General features: G+C 32.7%; 17 protein-coding genes, 1 riboswitch and 1 other annotated feature. Of the genes, 4 read left to right on the forward strand and 13 right to left on the reverse strand.

The genetic code is table 11. From position 1 onward, the window contains the following. Positions 1-118: 118 nt before the first annotated feature. Complete coding sequence (gene dapD / locus ACFHWD_RS00390) at positions 119-835, forward strand: 2,3,4,5-tetrahydropyridine-2,6-dicarboxylate N-acetyltransferase (RefSeq protein WP_150358572.1); 717 nt, start codon at positions 119-121, stop codon at positions 833-835. Between the two features lie 62 nt (positions 836-897). Here the strand turns inward: dapD and ACFHWD_RS00395 are convergent, their stop codons facing one another. The 9 genes from ACFHWD_RS00395 to pdaB form a co-directional block, all read right to left on the reverse strand. Continuing rightward, positions 898-1,314, reverse strand: coding sequence for a methyltransferase MtaB domain-containing protein (locus tag ACFHWD_RS00395; protein WP_150358573.1), 417 nt, complete (start codon positions 1,312-1,314; stop codon positions 898-900). Between the two features lie 30 nt (positions 1,315-1,344). After that, positions 1,345-2,001: a B12-binding domain-containing protein gene (locus ACFHWD_RS00400; protein ID WP_236035311.1), complete on the reverse strand. Its 657-nt coding sequence runs from the start codon at positions 1,999-2,001 to the stop codon at positions 1,345-1,347. Positions 2,002-2,012: 11 nt separating this feature from the next. Continuing rightward, a complete protein-coding gene (locus tag ACFHWD_RS00405) occupies positions 2,013-3,128 on the reverse strand; it encodes a hypothetical protein (protein ID WP_378059798.1) in 1,116 nt (371 codons plus the stop codon). 30 nt (positions 3,129-3,158) lie between these two features. Beyond that, the gene (locus ACFHWD_RS00410; protein WP_150358575.1) at positions 3,159-3,914 is read right to left on the reverse strand and encodes an amino acid ABC transporter ATP-binding protein; all 756 of its coding nucleotides are present in this window, start codon (positions 3,912-3,914) and stop codon (positions 3,159-3,161) included. Then, positions 3,914-4,633, reverse strand: coding sequence for an amino acid ABC transporter permease (locus tag ACFHWD_RS00415; RefSeq protein WP_150358576.1), 720 nt, complete (start codon positions 4,631-4,633; stop codon positions 3,914-3,916). The genes ACFHWD_RS00410 and ACFHWD_RS00415 overlap by 1 nt, the downstream gene beginning before the upstream one ends. Positions 4,634-4,678: 45 nt before the next feature. Next, positions 4,679-5,494, reverse strand: coding sequence for a transporter substrate-binding domain-containing protein (locus tag ACFHWD_RS00420; protein WP_150358577.1), 816 nt, complete (start codon positions 5,492-5,494; stop codon positions 4,679-4,681). Between the two features lie 291 nt (positions 5,495-5,785). Beyond that, a riboswitch (SAM riboswitch) is annotated at positions 5,786-5,893 on the reverse strand. 111 nt (positions 5,894-6,004) lie between these two features. Next, the gene (locus ACFHWD_RS00425; RefSeq protein ID WP_150358581.1) at positions 6,005-6,745 is read right to left on the reverse strand and encodes a single-stranded DNA-binding protein; all 741 of its coding nucleotides are present in this window, start codon (positions 6,743-6,745) and stop codon (positions 6,005-6,007) included. A gap of 90 nt (positions 6,746-6,835) precedes the next feature. Beyond that, positions 6,836-7,333, reverse strand: a complete 498-nt coding sequence (locus ACFHWD_RS00430; protein WP_150358578.1) for a hypothetical protein — start codon at positions 7,331-7,333, stop codon at positions 6,836-6,838. Between the two features lie 194 nt (positions 7,334-7,527). Next, positions 7,528-8,283: a polysaccharide deacetylase family sporulation protein PdaB gene (pdaB, locus tag ACFHWD_RS00435; protein ID WP_150358579.1), complete on the reverse strand. Its 756-nt coding sequence runs from the start codon at positions 8,281-8,283 to the stop codon at positions 7,528-7,530. A gap of 166 nt (positions 8,284-8,449) precedes the next feature. Between pdaB and ACFHWD_RS00440 the strand changes: the two genes are divergently transcribed. Next, positions 8,450-8,977 (forward strand): DUF4364 family protein, encoded by a 528-nt coding sequence (locus tag ACFHWD_RS00440; RefSeq protein WP_150356917.1) that lies wholly within the window; start codon positions 8,450-8,452, stop codon positions 8,975-8,977. Between the two features lie 3 nt (positions 8,978-8,980). Here ACFHWD_RS00440 and ACFHWD_RS00445 read toward each other — a convergent pair whose 3' ends face one another. Next, positions 8,981-9,868: a YncE family protein gene (locus tag ACFHWD_RS00445; RefSeq protein WP_378059802.1), complete on the reverse strand. Its 888-nt coding sequence runs from the start codon at positions 9,866-9,868 to the stop codon at positions 8,981-8,983. 147 nt (positions 9,869-10,015) lie between these two features. Here ACFHWD_RS00445 and ACFHWD_RS00450 point away from each other — a divergent pair, with 147 nt between their 5' ends. Continuing rightward, entirely contained in the window at positions 10,016-10,273 is a 258-nt protein-coding gene (locus ACFHWD_RS00450) for a TIGR03905 family TSCPD domain-containing protein (RefSeq protein WP_150356919.1), read from the forward strand. Between the two features lie 89 nt (positions 10,274-10,362). Here the strand turns inward: ACFHWD_RS00450 and ACFHWD_RS00455 are convergent, their stop codons facing one another. Next, positions 10,363-11,709, reverse strand: a complete 1,347-nt coding sequence (locus tag ACFHWD_RS00455; RefSeq protein WP_150356920.1) for a folylpolyglutamate synthase/dihydrofolate synthase family protein — start codon at positions 11,707-11,709, stop codon at positions 10,363-10,365. A gap of 20 nt (positions 11,710-11,729) precedes the next feature. Then, positions 11,730-14,378, reverse strand: a complete 2,649-nt coding sequence (locus tag ACFHWD_RS00460; protein WP_150356921.1) for a valine--tRNA ligase — start codon at positions 14,376-14,378, stop codon at positions 11,730-11,732. Positions 14,379-14,436: 58 nt separating this feature from the next. Continuing rightward, positions 14,437-14,648, reverse strand: a binding site (T-box leader). Between the two features lie 150 nt (positions 14,649-14,798). Between ACFHWD_RS00460 and ACFHWD_RS00465 the strand changes: the two genes are divergently transcribed. Then, the gene (locus ACFHWD_RS00465; RefSeq protein ID WP_378059805.1) at positions 14,799-15,134 is read left to right on the forward strand and encodes a hypothetical protein; all 336 of its coding nucleotides are present in this window, start codon (positions 14,799-14,801) and stop codon (positions 15,132-15,134) included. A 116-nt stretch (positions 15,135-15,250) separates the two neighbouring features. Here ACFHWD_RS00465 and ACFHWD_RS00470 read toward each other — a convergent pair whose 3' ends face one another. Further along, positions 15,251-16,270 carry an ABC transporter substrate-binding protein gene (locus ACFHWD_RS00470; RefSeq protein ID WP_150356923.1) on the reverse strand — a complete coding sequence of 340 codons (1,020 nt, stop codon included), beginning with the start codon at positions 16,268-16,270 and terminating at the stop codon, positions 15,251-15,253. Positions 16,271-16,306 lie beyond the last annotated feature (36 nt).

Here is a 16,306-nt window from a genome sequence, read left to right on the forward strand (position 1 = left end):
CCATATTGTAGATTTTAAAAAACTTATATGTTATAATTGTTTAAAAATTAAAGATGCTTCTATATAATAAACGCCAGGAATTATTGTATAAACATATGAAAAGAGAGGATGATTCAACATGGAATTAAAGTATGATCTTACAGATCCCTATCAAATAGCCAAGTACATAAAAGAAGCCAAAAAATCCACACCGATAAAGCTGTATATCCAGGGAAATATATCAAAATGTAATCTAAATGACATGGAAATCTACGGGAGTGATAATTTTCATATTATATTTGGAGAAAGTGATGTGATATCCAAATTTCTAGTAGAGAACAGAGATAAAATTGATCATTTCAGAATAGAACAGGATAGGAGAAATTCAGCTATTCCGCTTATGGATCTAATAAACATAGACGCAAGAATTGAACCAGGAGCAATAATACGGGATAAAGTCAAAATAGAAAAAAAGGCAGTTATAATGATGGGAGCAGTCATAAACATAGGCGCTGAAATAGGTGAAGGCGCCATGGTTGATATGAATGCAGTAGTGGGTGCCAGAGGCAAATTAGGGAAAAATGTTCATTTAGGTGCTGGGGCAGTAGTGGCCGGGGTTTTAGAACCGCCTAGTAAGTCTCCCTGCGAGATAGGTGATGATGTCCTCATAGGCGCTAATTCAGTCATCCTAGAAGGTGTGAAGATAGGAAATGGTTCGGTTGTAGCCGCAGGTTCGGTAGTAATAGAGGACATTCCAGCTGGAGTAGTTGCTGCCGGAACTCCTGCAAAGATAATAAAAAAAGTAGACAGCAGTACCATGGACAAAACTAAAATTCTAACAGATTTAAGACAATAATTTAAAATCAAGCGGATAAAATAAAGCTAAAAAACCTTATCCGCTTAAATACCTATTTACATTCAATCTATCTTTAAGTCATATTCTGATGGTATAAAATTATTTAAGTTTAATTCTTGTTTAATTTTATACCAAAATTCTTGTTCGTTTTCTGGAATATTTTCAAGTTGATCACTCATGATGTCAAGCCATTTATATTCTCTATCCTCAATATATACTTCCTTATTGTCAATTGCCTTTCTTATTTCATCCATTGCATCACGAACTATTTTATTAATTTCAATCCCCCATTCTGGATTTACAGTCATAGGTGGAAGAAGCTCTAATTCCACCACCAAACCTTTGCAATATAATTCTTTCGCCCTCTTTAATACTCCTCCTATTACCAATCCATTTTTTGTTGTCACTGGATTTTTAGCAACACCATATATAAAATCTTTTAATGAACTATAAGCTAACCTGTTAAACTTTTTATTCATATGAAACCCCTCTCGTAAGATAAGACAAATTTAACTTAAATATTTCTTTATCAAAATATCTTTTGCTGCTTCTGCAGCAGTAGCGGCATCCGGCATATAAATATCTGCATCAACTTGCTTTGCATAGCTATCTGTAACTGGCGCACCACCTATCATAAACACATATCTATCTCTTACACCATTAGCTTTAAAATTTTTAATTACCTCACCAATAGATGGCATAGTAGTGGTCAATAATGCCGAAATACCTACAATATCTGCATTGACCTCTGCAGCTTTTTCCGCAAATACTTCTGGTGAAACATCTACTCCTAGATCATGTACTTTTATTCCTGCCCCCTGCATCATCATTTTAACTAAATTTTTTCCGATATCATGCAAATCTCCTTTTACCGTACCAATAACGACTGTTCCTATGGGTTTTATACCTGATTCAGTTAATATTGGCTCCAATATTTTTAAACCAGCACTCATGGCTTTTGCTGCAATAAGCATTTCAGGTACATATATTTCATTATTTTTAAATTTTATACCAACTTGTTCCATAGCAGCTATTAAAGCTTCATCTAAAATTTTCTTTGCACTGATTTTTTCTTTTATTAACTGCAGCACAAACTCTTTTGTCTTTTTTAAATTACCTTCTTGAACATATAGAGAAAGTTCTTCTAAATTCATCTCAATATTCATCTCAATTACTCCTATCTTCCATATTTTGTCCATTTACGGGAAAATGTTAAAAATTCATCTGCCTCTTTTCTATTTGAACAATTTACAACAAAAAATACGCCATCTGGAGAAATATTATTTAAAATAGGCTTAATTTGCTCAGGTATAACCTCTCTTATAACTAATTTTTTTCCACAGGATTGAATTTGTTTATACACCTCTATCGATGTTTCACTGGAAAAATCCTTAATCACTTTATTAAATTTTGGACTATACTTTGGTACAGGATCCCATTCTATTGAATGAAGCCCTTCTAATCTCAACAATATAGATAAATATTTAACCTGGTCTTCACCATCCAAATTAAAAAGAGCTTGATCTAAATAATCCGCTTCCCTTTGAATTGCAGGAAATACTATATCTTCAAACATAGTTGGGGAAATCATTGTTGAAAATTCACTTAAAAGCGGATACCATGTTTTTTGATTTACAATAGGAACCCATGAAGTAAAGGTTCTTTTATACCTGCTTAGAATTTTTATATTTTCATCAAATACTTCTTTCCAGAATTGATCAATTCTAAAAAGAAACCTTTTAACTTCATCAGGTTCAACAATCAAGTCCATTAGTAAATTTTCTCTTCCTCTCAAGGACGCCAATACATCCATATTAGCACCAACATCAGTAATACTTGTAATATACCTTCCCTGCGAAGCCTCACAAAAGCTTTTGGTAATACCAATAAATTTTTTATAAATTTCGCTGTCTTTTAGAAGACTAAGCTTAGGTAAATCATTCCAATCTGAAATTATAGGTTTGGCATCATACCATATAGTATCCTCTGCTAATTTATATTCAGAGCCCAGAAATGAAGCTAATATACCAGAACCAAAGTCAATATTGGCAATAGGAACTGCATCACCAGCAAAATAAGTAGTATTAAGTTTTTGATTATTTTCTTCCAATCTATAATCTATATCAAACCATTTTTGTTCAAGAGAACCTGGAGGCTTTATTGGTGGATATTTATCAAGTGCTGTTTCATCTGGTGCCATAATGGCAAAATATGCCCCTTCTCCTTCAAATCTTTTGTCCCAAAAATTATAATGCCTATTAAGTCGTTTCTCCATTTCCTCTAAATCCAACAAGTATTTCACCTCCAAAATAAATAATAATCTTCAAATTGCATTTACAATAAACCTTTTAAGCGCCTTACCTATAAATTGACGTGTCCTATTTTCCGAAGGATTAGTAAACATCTTTTCCACAGAACCTTCTTCAACTATTATTCCATCTTCCATTAAAACCACTTTGTCAGCCACATCACGAGCAAAACCAAGCTCATGTGTAACTATAATCATTGTATTATCATCATTAGCAAGCTGTTTTATAGTATGAAGTACCTCATCAACCAATTCTGGATCCAGTGCAGAGGTAGGTTCGTCAAAAAGAAGCACTTCAGGATTCAAAGCCAGGGCCCTGGCAATGCCAACTCTCTGCTGCTGACCTCCTGAAAGCTGGCACGGATAATAATCAACCCTATCTTTCAGACCAACTTTATCTAAAATCTGCCTTGCAATTTCCACTGCTTTTTCTTTATTTAATTTTTTAACTGTTGTAAGCCCTATAGTTACATTCTGAAGCACATTTAAATTTTTAAAAAGATTATACTGCTGAAAAACCATAGCAGTGGAAGTCCTAAGCTGAAATATATCTTTTTTGCTTGCAGTTTGAGAATTAACCCTAAGTCCGTTGATTTCAATTATTCCAGAGGAAGGCCGTTCTAAAAAATTTATACTGCGCAGTAAAGTAGATTTCCCAGAACCACTCGGCCCAAGTATGGCAATTACCTCACCTTTTTTTACTGTTAAATTCACATTTTTCAATACATGATGCTCAGAAAAATATTTATTAATATTTCGTAGATTAATCATCAAACAACACTTCTTTCAAATATTCTGCTTCGTTTTTCCAATAAATTAAGACACTTTTCAAGTATTATGCATATAAACCAGTATATAATGGAGACGGCTATATAAATTTCAAAAAAAGCCAAACCTCTGGCTCCAATTATTTTTGCCTCCCCCATTATGTCTACAATACCTATCATAAAAATGAGAGAAGTATCTTTAACGGTGCTGATTAATGTATTTCCTAAATTAGGTATAGCTACAATCAGTGCCTGCGGAAGAACAATTTTGAGCATTATTTGAGCTTGGCTCATTCCTATAGAATTAGCTGCTTCAAACTGACCCCTGTCAACAGCTTCAATTGAAGATCGTATGGTCTCAGACAAATATGCCCCTAAATTAACTGAAAACGCCAATATCGCATAGTATTCAGGTGGTATTACATTTACATTAATGTTCTCAAACCAACCGTATTTTATCTGAAAAAAGTACAAAAATTTAGGCATACCAAAATAAATAAGATATAGTTGAACTAACAAAGGTGTTCCCCTTACAAAAGACACATAAACCATAGCAATTTGCCTTAATACTGATATTTTATAAATTTTAACAATAGCTATAAAAAAACCTACCAATAACCCAAATAACATGGATATAACAGTTACCATCATCGTAGCTGATAAATATGGAATTAACTTTGGAATACACTTCACCATATAAGTAAAATCAAATATCTTGTCCATAAAACACCCTCCTGATATGAAGTCATGATATTCTATACCATCTATTTATTTAGGTATATACTCTCCACCAGTCCATTTTTTTGATAACTTTGCAAGCGTGCCGTCTTCTCTAAGCTGTTTAATTATAGGATCGATTTTTGATTTGAGTTCCTGCCCTTGCTTGTCTTTCTTAAAAACAAGATGTATCTTGTCACTTTGAACTGGTTTTGCAACTACCTGTACCTGTAAATTCTGCTTTTTGATAGTGGCCTCTGTCATTACTGGATCATTTACATAAGCGTCAACTCTTCCATTTTGCACATCTATCAAATTATCTGATGAATTTCCTGTATCATTATATTTTAAAATTATTTTATTACCATTTTCCTTATTATATTTTTCAAGCAATTGTGTGTATGAGTCACCTACAGAAGCTGCTACACTTTTACCTTTTAAATCTTCCAACGACTTTATATCATTTCTACCTTTTTTTACAATTATGACTGACTCAGCTGTAAAATACGGCTGATCTGAAAAAAGATATTTTTTCTCACGTTCAGGGTTTTTAGCAATTTCATCTGCAACAATTTGAGTTTTATTTGATTCCAGCGAAAGAAAAATACTATCCCAAGCAGCAGGTGCAAATGTAAATTTATATTCATCTAATCTCTTATCTATTTCCTTTATTACATCAATATCATATCCAGTTAAATTACCTTTGTCATCATTGTAACAAAAAGGCGGATAATCATTTTGCGTACCTACATATATGGTTTTTACTTCTTTTTTGCTCGTATTGGGTTTTGTATTTGAAGAGCATCCGTTAAAAATCGCTATTATTACCACTAACGCTAAAATTATTGCAGTTTTCTTTTTTTCCATATTTTTCTCTCCTTTGAATTTTATTATATCTTTATCAATATTCACAACTATTTTAAATAAATCTGCAATATCACCGCCTTTTGATAATTATTTTGGGAATAAACAAAGGCCAAGAATTACCATTATAAAATTATAAATTCATAATTTCACAACGGCAAAACTTAGCCTTTAGTTTTCTAATCAACTAATTTTAAATTAATAATCTTTAAATTTTTCCCAAGTCTCAAAAAATAATCAGAAATAAAAAAACTTCTTGCAGAGAAAACTACAAGAAGTAACATTCTAATAATATCCTCATCTTTCAGGCTTCGCCTGATGGAATTAGCACCATTGAATACATAATAATATCCAGGTTGCCGAGCTTCATAGGGCCAGTCCCTCCGCTTCTCTTGATAAGAAAATTAATTTTTAATTTATATTGCATACATTACGAGATTTAGTATATAACATATCAATTTTTTTGTCAACAGAAATCGAATTGTCAATTTTTTTATTCTTATCCATAATTACTTAGGATATACGTTTACCTTCCACATTTTCATTAAAATTGTTCTTTTGTTCTTCTTTTGCTTCTTTTAAATTTTCTTCACCTTTATCATCAGCCTTTTTCACGCATTCTTCATCGTTATCGTTTTTATTCACTTTTTCCATTTTAGAAATGGAAACTTCATAGGCCACTTTTTTTACGACTTCTGTATCAGATATTTTTTTTTGATATTCTCTGCTCTGCAGCCTTCCCCAAATTCTTATGTTGTCACTGACTTTCAACGACTTACAAAACCTAGAATTTCTTCCCCAGGCAATAGTAGGTATGTAGTCAGATTTATTATAGGCTCTATTTACAGCTAACAGCATATCGGAGATCTCCCTTCCAAAGGGAGTTGTCCTATAAATTGGTTCTTTGCATATGAAACCGTCAAGAAAAATTTGATTTGGATTTTTACTTTTTTCTTTACATAAACTTATATTCCTTGCAAATACAGTTAATATCAATCTATTTGCTCCATCTACAAATTTATTGTATGATCTCAATTGTCCTTCCACTACAATATCTATTCCCGGGATAATATTCATTCCACCTATAAGTCTTTCTGAAATTGTAATAAATAATACATCCTTGCTTTCGCTTAATCTCGGGACTTCAATATTAAAGGTATAAAAACCTTCACCATACATTTCATGACTAAATTTTAATTCTGATACTACTTTGCCTTCAAGATAAATTTTATTATTTAACATTAAATTGTCCATCATAAACCCCTCTTTCCCTTAGTTTTAAATATCTCATTATCCTATAACTATTCACAGGGAGGTAAAAATATACTTGCAAATACTTAATATTTAACTAAAAATTTTAAATGCTTTATTTTTGAGCAATATATGCATGTATCTATTATCCATCAGCCCCAAAGTTATAGCTATCATAGCTGCATATAGTTCATCAATGTCTCTTAAAACCATATTAATCGGAATTTCCTGAGATTCAATTATATTCTGTCCATTTTGTACAATATCTCTCTGAAGGCAATATACAAATCCACTGTTATAATCTAAGCTGGATATGGTAACTGTATTTTTGCTGCCTAATCCATAGGTTATGATATAACCTTGCAAATTTAAATCATCACCTAAACCATCTATTAAATCCATATTTATAAAATAATAGCGTCCATCCAAAATATCATGTTTTTTATTTATAGAATTCATTATTATATATTTTGCTTTTTCAACGCCATCTTTATTTTCAGACACATTGTACTGTAAATTGTTCAGATCTAATAAATTTATCAAATGGCTTTTAAAATTATCATTACTATCAATAATTTTTACGAATCCCATAAAAATATTACCTCCTGAAAAAATATATAATCTAAAATTATTTTAAACAGGATATAGTTTTTTATACTAATTCTCCATTTGCTAAAAATCTCATTATAAACCTTTACTATATGAGTATTATATACAGACTTGCTTTACTGCCATTATAATACATATTTATCCTATTTTTCAATAACTGTTATAATATAAGATATTTAATTGGGTATCTGCTTTCCCTCATAATTTAACTTGTAATTATTTTTGTAAATTAAATCTCCTACTTTGACAAATTTATAACCTTTTTTTTGAAGTTCTTTTATTATTTTAGGCAAATTTTCCGGCGTATATCTGGCATTACCATGAAACAGAAGTATTGAACCTGGCTTTGTATTCTTAATTATTCTGTTATATTCAATATCTGCTCCCTGTTCTTTCCAGTCCACACTGTCCACATTCCATTGAATACAATAATATCCTGATTCTTTTACTAAATCTATCACCCTGTCATTATAAGCTCCTTCTGGACATCTAAATAACTCGGTACCTGCTCCTGTTATGCTTCTTATTTTCGCTTCGTTTATATTTATATCTTCAATGATCTTTTCACGAGATATTTTAGTCATGTTAGGATGTCTATTGGAATGATTTCCTATTTCATGTCCCCTTTTATATATTTCTTCTAGTTTAACAGGATTTTTATCCACCCAGTCACCTACTACAAAAAATGTGGCTTTAATATCGTATTTATCAAGTAAATCCAATATTTTTTCAGTATAATCATCTTTACCTAAACTCACATCAAAAGTTATAGCCACTTTTTTTTCTTTTGTGTCTACAGAATATATAGGTAATTTTTTGCTTGAATTTATAAAGACTCCTCTATACCCGTAATTGGTAAAAAATGATACTCCAATAGCTACAAATAATAATACAGATACCATAAATATTTTTTTTATAAGTCTTGTTTTCAATTTTTTTCCTCCAAATATTTGCTTTTATAATTTTATATAGTATCTCATATTGATAAATATTACATAAATTAAAAAATTTACTTATATAAAATTATTTCAAAATATAAGTTCAAATATTTTATGTTATAATATAAATATATTTTAAATTCAATGGAGAGGATTTTAAATGTTCGAAGATACTTTAGAACTAGCAGAAAATAAACTATTACTGCTTTATATATTTAAAAGAATTAAATTTCCCATTTCCAATAATGAAATAACACAAATTATACTTGAGAACGGCTTTATAAACTATTTTACTCTTCAACAATATTTAAATGAACTTTTATCTTCTAATTTTATCAAAAAAGTAGTTTATTCAAATAATCATAAATTCATAATAACCAAAAAAGGTCTTAAAGTATTGTTGTTATTTGGAAATAGAATTTCAAAAAATAAAATGGACATCATAAATCAGTATTTAGATACGAAAATTGAGTCTATAAAAAAGAATCTTTTTATAAATGCCAGTTATACCATCGATCCAAAAAACAATTTTATCGTGAACTTAAAAATACTGGAAAATAATTCTGAACTAATAGACATAAAATTAAATGTAGACTCCAACAGCAAGGCCAAAGAGCTGTGCAAAAAATGGAAAAAAGATTACTTAGATCTCTACTATAATATTGTTGAACTACTTATGAGCAATTAAAATTCAACTTAAAACCATACCTGTAGGTTCTCCACCTATGGGTATATATTTTTTATTTTTACTTTTTATATTCATCTTTATCAATAGATCATTATAGTTGTCTCCCACATACAGGTTTTCCTTATATTTTATTATATTTTTAGGCATTCCACCAACAATTATCTTTTTTTCCTCCTTATAATTATTTATATCCAAAATACTTATTGTACCCTCTCCAAAATTAGATACAAAACAATGTCTACTGCTGCAATAAATATCTATTGGCGAATTTCCCACAATAATCCTGTTTATTATTTTATAATTTTTCAAAGATAAAATAGCTACACTCCCCCTAAATTCAGATCCTATGTTACTTTCACATATCAATACATGTTGTCCGTCTAATGTAAACACAGCTTTAGTAGGATAAGATCCCACTCTTATATTTTTAACACATCTATTGTTTGTACAATTTATTAAAGTTATGCTATCATCTTCCATATTGGATATCAATAATAATCTTCTCTCTTTATTCAAGCATATGCTATAGGGAAGACTTCCACAGGGGATTTCTTCAGTTACTTGCTTCTCTTTAAGATCAAAAACCAGTAAGCTGTTTAAGTCACTACATATTATATATGCATTGTTTCCGTAAACCACAACATCATTACAACAAGCTCCTACATAATAACTTTCTTCCTGTATTTCCCTTTTTATATCAATTATAGATATGGTATTGTTATATCTATTTGCTGTTATGAGCTTATTATCATTGGTATATATTCCATGAGGACCTACATTATAAATCATATCATTGGACCTTAAATATATTCTCTTCTCTTCGCAGAAGTAGTCCAAATTAATTTTTGACACAAGATCAGAAGAAGTGCTGCATACATAAAGATAATCCAACACCATCACCCCCTTACAAATATAATATGAATATCTGCTAAAATAGGTAATAACAATTGAAAATTTATTTTATTGTATTGTATAATGTTTGTGTTACATAATTACTTTGTTCAATATATTCATTCCCTATAGAAATCAGGTGATAAAATGTATACTTATACCACAAAGGGAGTTTGCTCGAGTAAAATAATTTTTGACATAGTGGGAAATAAAATTGCAAATGTAAATTTTATAGGAGGCTGTAATGGAAATCTTCAAGCTATATCCAGACTTGTAAACGGGATGGATGTAGAAGAGGTAATAAAAAAATTGCAGGGTATTTCCTGTAACGGCAAGGGTACCTCCTGTCCAGATCAGTTTGCAAAAGCCCTCAAAAAATTAGTTTTAAAAAATAAGACGGTTTAGATTTCTCCAATTTGATTTATAGCGTAAAAACTCAAAAAACAAAATGCACCTTGATTTAGGTGCATTTTTATATGGCAAACTCATCAAAATTAAAATTTTGCACTGTATCTTTTTATTATCTTCCTCATATCCCCTATCATATAAAGCGAACCGGATATTAAAAGCAAATCCTCCTTCTCGCAGTAAGAAAGTGCTTTTTTATAGGCAATTTCATAATCCTCAAAAGCTTCACAGTTTGGATTATACTTTTCCACTACAGCTCTCAGTTGTTTTGAGCTCTCTGCCCTCGTATTGTTTGGAGTTACGGCTATAACCTTCCAGGCAAGTGGTACAATGGTCTTCACCATGATATCTACTTCCTTGTCAGCCAGAATACCCAATATAAGCACCATATGGTTATAGCTGAAATAGCTCTCTATATTATCCTTAAGCACAGAAATCCCCTCCCTGTTATGGGCTCCATCTATAACTACTAAAGGATTCTTTGCCATCACCTCAAGCCTTCCCATCCACTTTACACTGCTAAGAGCTCTTGATATTATGGATCTACCTATTTGAATCCCATATCTGGACAATTGCTCTACAGCAAAAACGGCCGCAGCACAGTTCAAAAGCTGATGTCTACCTAAAAGGGATAATTTAATATCATAGTTCTGTTTTCCCGTATGAAGGCTTATATGCTGCATGCACCCTCTATTGCGGCTGCTTATTTTATCTTTTTCAATACGTTTTACTGAATTTACTGGCACTTTTATAAGCTGACTTCCTTTTTGTCCACACACCTGTTCTATGACTTTCCCGGCTTCTTCCTCTTCAGGATACATTATTACCGGAATGCCGGGTTTAATTATACCTGCCTTTTCATAAGCTATTTTTCCCAGTGTATCCCCCAATATTTTCATATGATCATAACTTATAGAGGAAATTATGCTTAGCATAACTCCACCTTTTTGTTTCTCAGAAAAAGGCGGCATTACATTTGTAGAATCTAATCTTCCCCCCAACCCCACTTCAACCACAGCTATGTCTACTTTCTTTTCAGCAAAATAGTAGAACATGCTGCAGGTAATTATCTCAAATTCAGTAGGGTTGTCATAGCCCATCTCAACAACCCTTCTTACAACTTCAGATACCTTTGTAACCACTTTGCTCAAGTCATCTCTCGGTATATTGACGCCATTTATCTGTATTCTCTCTTCAAATACTTCCAAATAAGGAGAAGTATACATCCCTACTTTAAAACCAGCTTCCATCAATATTTTACTTATCATGGCTGTGATAGAGCCTTTTCCGTTAGTGCCTGCCACATGTATGGCTTTTATCTTTTTATGGGGGTCACCTAAAATCTCCAGCATTTTTTCAGTTCTATCAAGCCCCAGATTGCTCCCAAACTTAGCTACATTTTCTATATATCTTAAGGTCTCTTCATAATTCATAGTAGTACATCCCCATATTTTTATTTTAAACTCTGTATTCTCTCCAGTACAGTATTAAGCATTTCCCTGTACTTACAAGCTTTTTCTTTCTCCTTATCCACTACATCTTTAGGAGCTTTTAAAAGAAATTTTTTATTTGAAAGTTTTTTCTCCACTCTTTCTATTTCATCTTCTAATTTTCCTTTTTCCCTGTTCAGCCTTTCAATTTCTTTATCCCTATCTACCAGATCCAAAAGTGGAATGAATAGCTCTGCTCCTTTAGTAACTGCCGACACTACATTTTCTGGTACATCACCTTTATTGTTTAAAAACTCCAGTTCACTCGTTGAAGCCAATTTTTTAAAATAGTCTTCTCCATTTTTTAACGATTCCGACGCACTTTTTTCAGTAGCCCATACCATTACCTTGGCCTTTCTCGAAAATGGTACATTCATCTCAGTTCTGACATTTCTGACAGCCTTAATAGCCTCTATGACATATTCCATATCTTTTTCTGACTCTAGGTCTTTAAGTTCATCATTATACTCCGGCCACTTCGATATGGTTATGGATTCATATTCTGTGCAGAGATGCGTATATATTTCCTCCGTTATAAAAGGCATTATAGGATGAAGCAGCTGTAAGCTTATAGTAAGTACTTTATTCAATACATTATAAGCCACTCCCTTGGTCTTTTCATCCTCACCGTACATGGCAGGTTTAACAAGTTCTATATACCAATCGCAAAATTCACCCCATATAAAATCATATATCTTTTGGGCAGCTATTCCCATTTCAAATTTCTCTATATTGTAAGTTACTTCCTTTACCAGCGAGTTTACTCTGGACAATATCCATTTATCCGCAATACTGTAATCTTTACAGTTCTTGTATTTATCCATCAGATCTTCATCCAAATTCATAAGTACGAACCTTGAAGCATTCCATATCTTATTGGCAAAATTTCTAGAAGCCTCTACTTTTTCAGGATAATATCTTATATCATTTCCCGGTGCATTGCCGGTAATAAGTGCAAACCTCAGGGCATCTGCTCCATACTGCTCTATGACTTCTATAGGATCTACCCCGTTTCCAAGGGATTTTGACATTTTTCTTCCCTGAGAATCTCTCACAATCCCATGTATAAGCACATTTTCAAAAGGAATGTCATCCATGCAGTATATACCAGAAAATATCATTCGTGCCACCCAAAAAAATATTATGTCATATCCGGTAACGAGGGTATTGTTAGGATAGAAACATTTTAGATCCTCCGTGTTATCCGGCCATCCCAAGGTGGAAAAAGGCCAAAGCGCAGAGCTGAACCAGGTATCCAGCACATCTTTATCCTGTTCTATATTGGTTGAACCGCACTTAGTGCATTTTGTAGGATCCGTATCACTTACTATAACTTCACCACAATCTTTACAATACCAGACAGGAATTCTATGACCCCACCATAGTTGTCTTGAAATACACCAGTCCTGAATATTTTCCATCCAGTTAAAATAGATCTTTTCAAATCTTTCCGGTACAAATTTTACCTTTTTGTTTCTTACCACATCAATAGCAGGTTGTGCCAGAGATTTCATTCTCACAAACCACTGTTTTGAAAGCATTGGTTCGACAGTAGTGCCGCATCTGTCATGACATCCTACATTATGTGTATGATCTTTTATCTTTACCAGAAATCCCTGTTCTCTTAAATCCTCCACCAGTACTTTTCTGGCCTCATATCTATCCATTCCATCATATTTGGTTCCCGGAAGCTTTATGGTTCCATCTTCATTCATCACTACAATTTCAGGTAAGTTATGCCTTTTTCCCACCTGATAATCATTTGGATCGTGTGCAGGGGTTATCTTGACTGCACCTGTGCCAAACTCCATATCCACATAATCATCGGAAACTATGGGTATTTCTCTGTTGACAATAGGCAGTATGGCAGTTTTGCCAACCAAATCCTTGTATCTTTCATCTTTTGGATTAACTGCAATAGCTGTATCACCAAACATGGTCTCCGGTCTTGTAGTAGCTATTTCCAAATATCGGTCGCTGCCAACTATCTTATATCTTATATTCCAGAAATGGCCCTGCTGTTCTTCATATTCAATTTCTGCATCGGACAAGGCAGTCTGGCATTTAGGACACCAGTTTATTATTCTGTTTCCCTGATATATGAGTCCATCATTGTATAATTTGACAAAAAATCTTCTTACAGCTTTGTTGAGCCCTGCATCCATTGTAAATCTCTCCCTTGTAAAATCCACAGAACATCCAAGCTTTTTTACCTGATTTCTTATTCTCTCCCTGTACTCATGAGTCCAATCCCAGGTTTTTTTAAGAAATGCCTCTCGCCCCATTTCCTTTTTTACAATGCCCTTTTTTAATAATTCCTTTTCCACTTTTACCTCAGTGGCTATGCTGGCATGGTCTTCTCCTGGAACCCACAGCGTATTGTAACCCTGCATCCTTTTAGTTCTTATTATTATATCCTGAAGCGTATCATCCAGAGCATGACCCAGATGTAATTTACCAGTAATATTGGGAGGTGGTATCACCATGGTATAAGTTTTTTTGTTGTCCTCTGCTGCAGGCGTAAAATATCCTTTTTTTTGCCAATTGTTATAAAGTTTTTCTTCAAATGTCTTTGGATTGTAAGTAGTTGCTATATCTTTCCTCTTCGACATTAAATCTCCTCCTCCTATAGTTCTGAAAATAACTTGATATATAAAAAAGCCTTCATCCACAAAGGACGAAGACCCGCGTTACCACCTTTTTTTCTGAAAATTACAGACTCTCACAAAAATAACGGTACAAAACCGTCTCTACTTACTTCTATTTCAGTAAAGAAGCTCCAAAACTACCTTCAGGATATACCATATGAAAAGCCTTTCAGCTAATAAGCTTTTCTCTCTTTATACAATGCTATCCTTACTCTTTTTTTTCACAGCTGATAAATTAATTAATACATTTTCTATTATAACGTTAATTTTTATACTGTCAAGAAATTTTACACATTCAGCAATTAGAAACAAATACTTTAAAAAACAAGATTGCTTTTTTATAAATTTTATTGTATTTTACAGTTATAAAGTAGGTAATTATATATGGAAGGAGATATAAAAATGAATTGTTTAAGCACAGAACTCAGGAAGTGCCTTATTGGGAAAGGCGCTTCAATTGTCGGTTTTGCAGACCTAAAAGATATTCCAGAAGATCAGAGGGAAAGCTACAGATACGGAATTTCAATTGCGGTAGCAATGAATCCTCATGTAATTGCTGGAATAGAAAATCGACCGACAAAAGATTATTATGCTGAATATACAAGAGTAAACGAGCTTCTGGATAATCTCGATGAATATGCAGCAAAAATAATACGACAGCGTGGATTTAAGGCACTGCCAAAAGTAAAAAGAAGCATTCAAACGGATAAAACAACTTAATGTATATTTGTATGCCCTTGGGCACAAAAATATTTAAAATCACAGAATTCAATTTAAAATATTTTTAGAGCTGGCTCCCCCCCTTTACAGTGGGTTGACCCAACTCTACATCATGCCTATTTAACGGCTTTTTCCGCAAAAGAATTATTCACTATTTTGTCAAAAGGAGGTCTTTCAGGTATCAAATCTGATTTATATGATTGTATTACATCCATAAGTCTATTTAAATCCTGTTCTTTTATAATCGGAGTATCAGCATAGGCCTTTATATTCCTGTAGTTTTTTATTACAGATTTTAGTACATCCTCATCAGTTCCCGGGAAGAAGGATTTTATAGCCTCAGCTACTTCCTCATCACTGTGTTTTTGAACCCATATCTGCCCTTTATGAATGGCATTTGTAAATTTCTGTATTAACTCAGGATTCTTCGATATATAAGACTTAGTGGCAAAATAACAAGTATAAGGCAGTACACCAGCAGATTCACCTACAGAAGCCTGTATATAACCATTTTTATCCTTTTCCAGCATACTGGCAGTGGGTTCAAAAAGAGCCACATAATCTCCTGTATTGGCTTTAAATGCACCTGCTGTTGCAGTATAAGCCAAATTAGTTATTAAATTTACATCTTTCCCGGGCTGTATATTATTTTTTTTAAGTACATATTCTAAAGCCATTTCTGGAACTCCACCAGGTCTTCCGCCAATTATGGTCTTTCCCTTAACGGATTCCCATTTAAAATTCTTCTGCTCACTCCTACCCACTAAGAAGGATCCATCCGTAGCAGTCAATTGAGCAAATAATACAGGAAAATCCTTTCGCTTTTGATTATATATATAAATTACCTGCTCTGGTCCGCAAAAGCCTATATCACAGCTGCCGCTTAATACCTGCTGCATTGTCTTATCTGCTCCCTGACCTGTAGTAAGATCTATATTTATACCCTGTTCTTTAAACATTCCCTTGTTTATCGCCACATACATTGGTGCATAAAATGCAGATCTTGCCACTTCATTCAACTTTATATTAACTACGGAATTAGCACCTTTTTTGCTATTTCCACAAGCTGCAAAAATGGTAACTATAAAAATAAAGCACAATAGAACAGAATAGAGCCCTAATTTTTTTCTTATCATATATCCTCCAAAAAGCAATTTTAATATCTATTCATA

Source organism: Clostridium sp. MT-14, assembly GCF_042436595.1.
Lineage (GTDB): Bacteria > Bacillota > Clostridia > Clostridiales > Clostridiaceae > Clostridium_B > Clostridium_B aromativorans.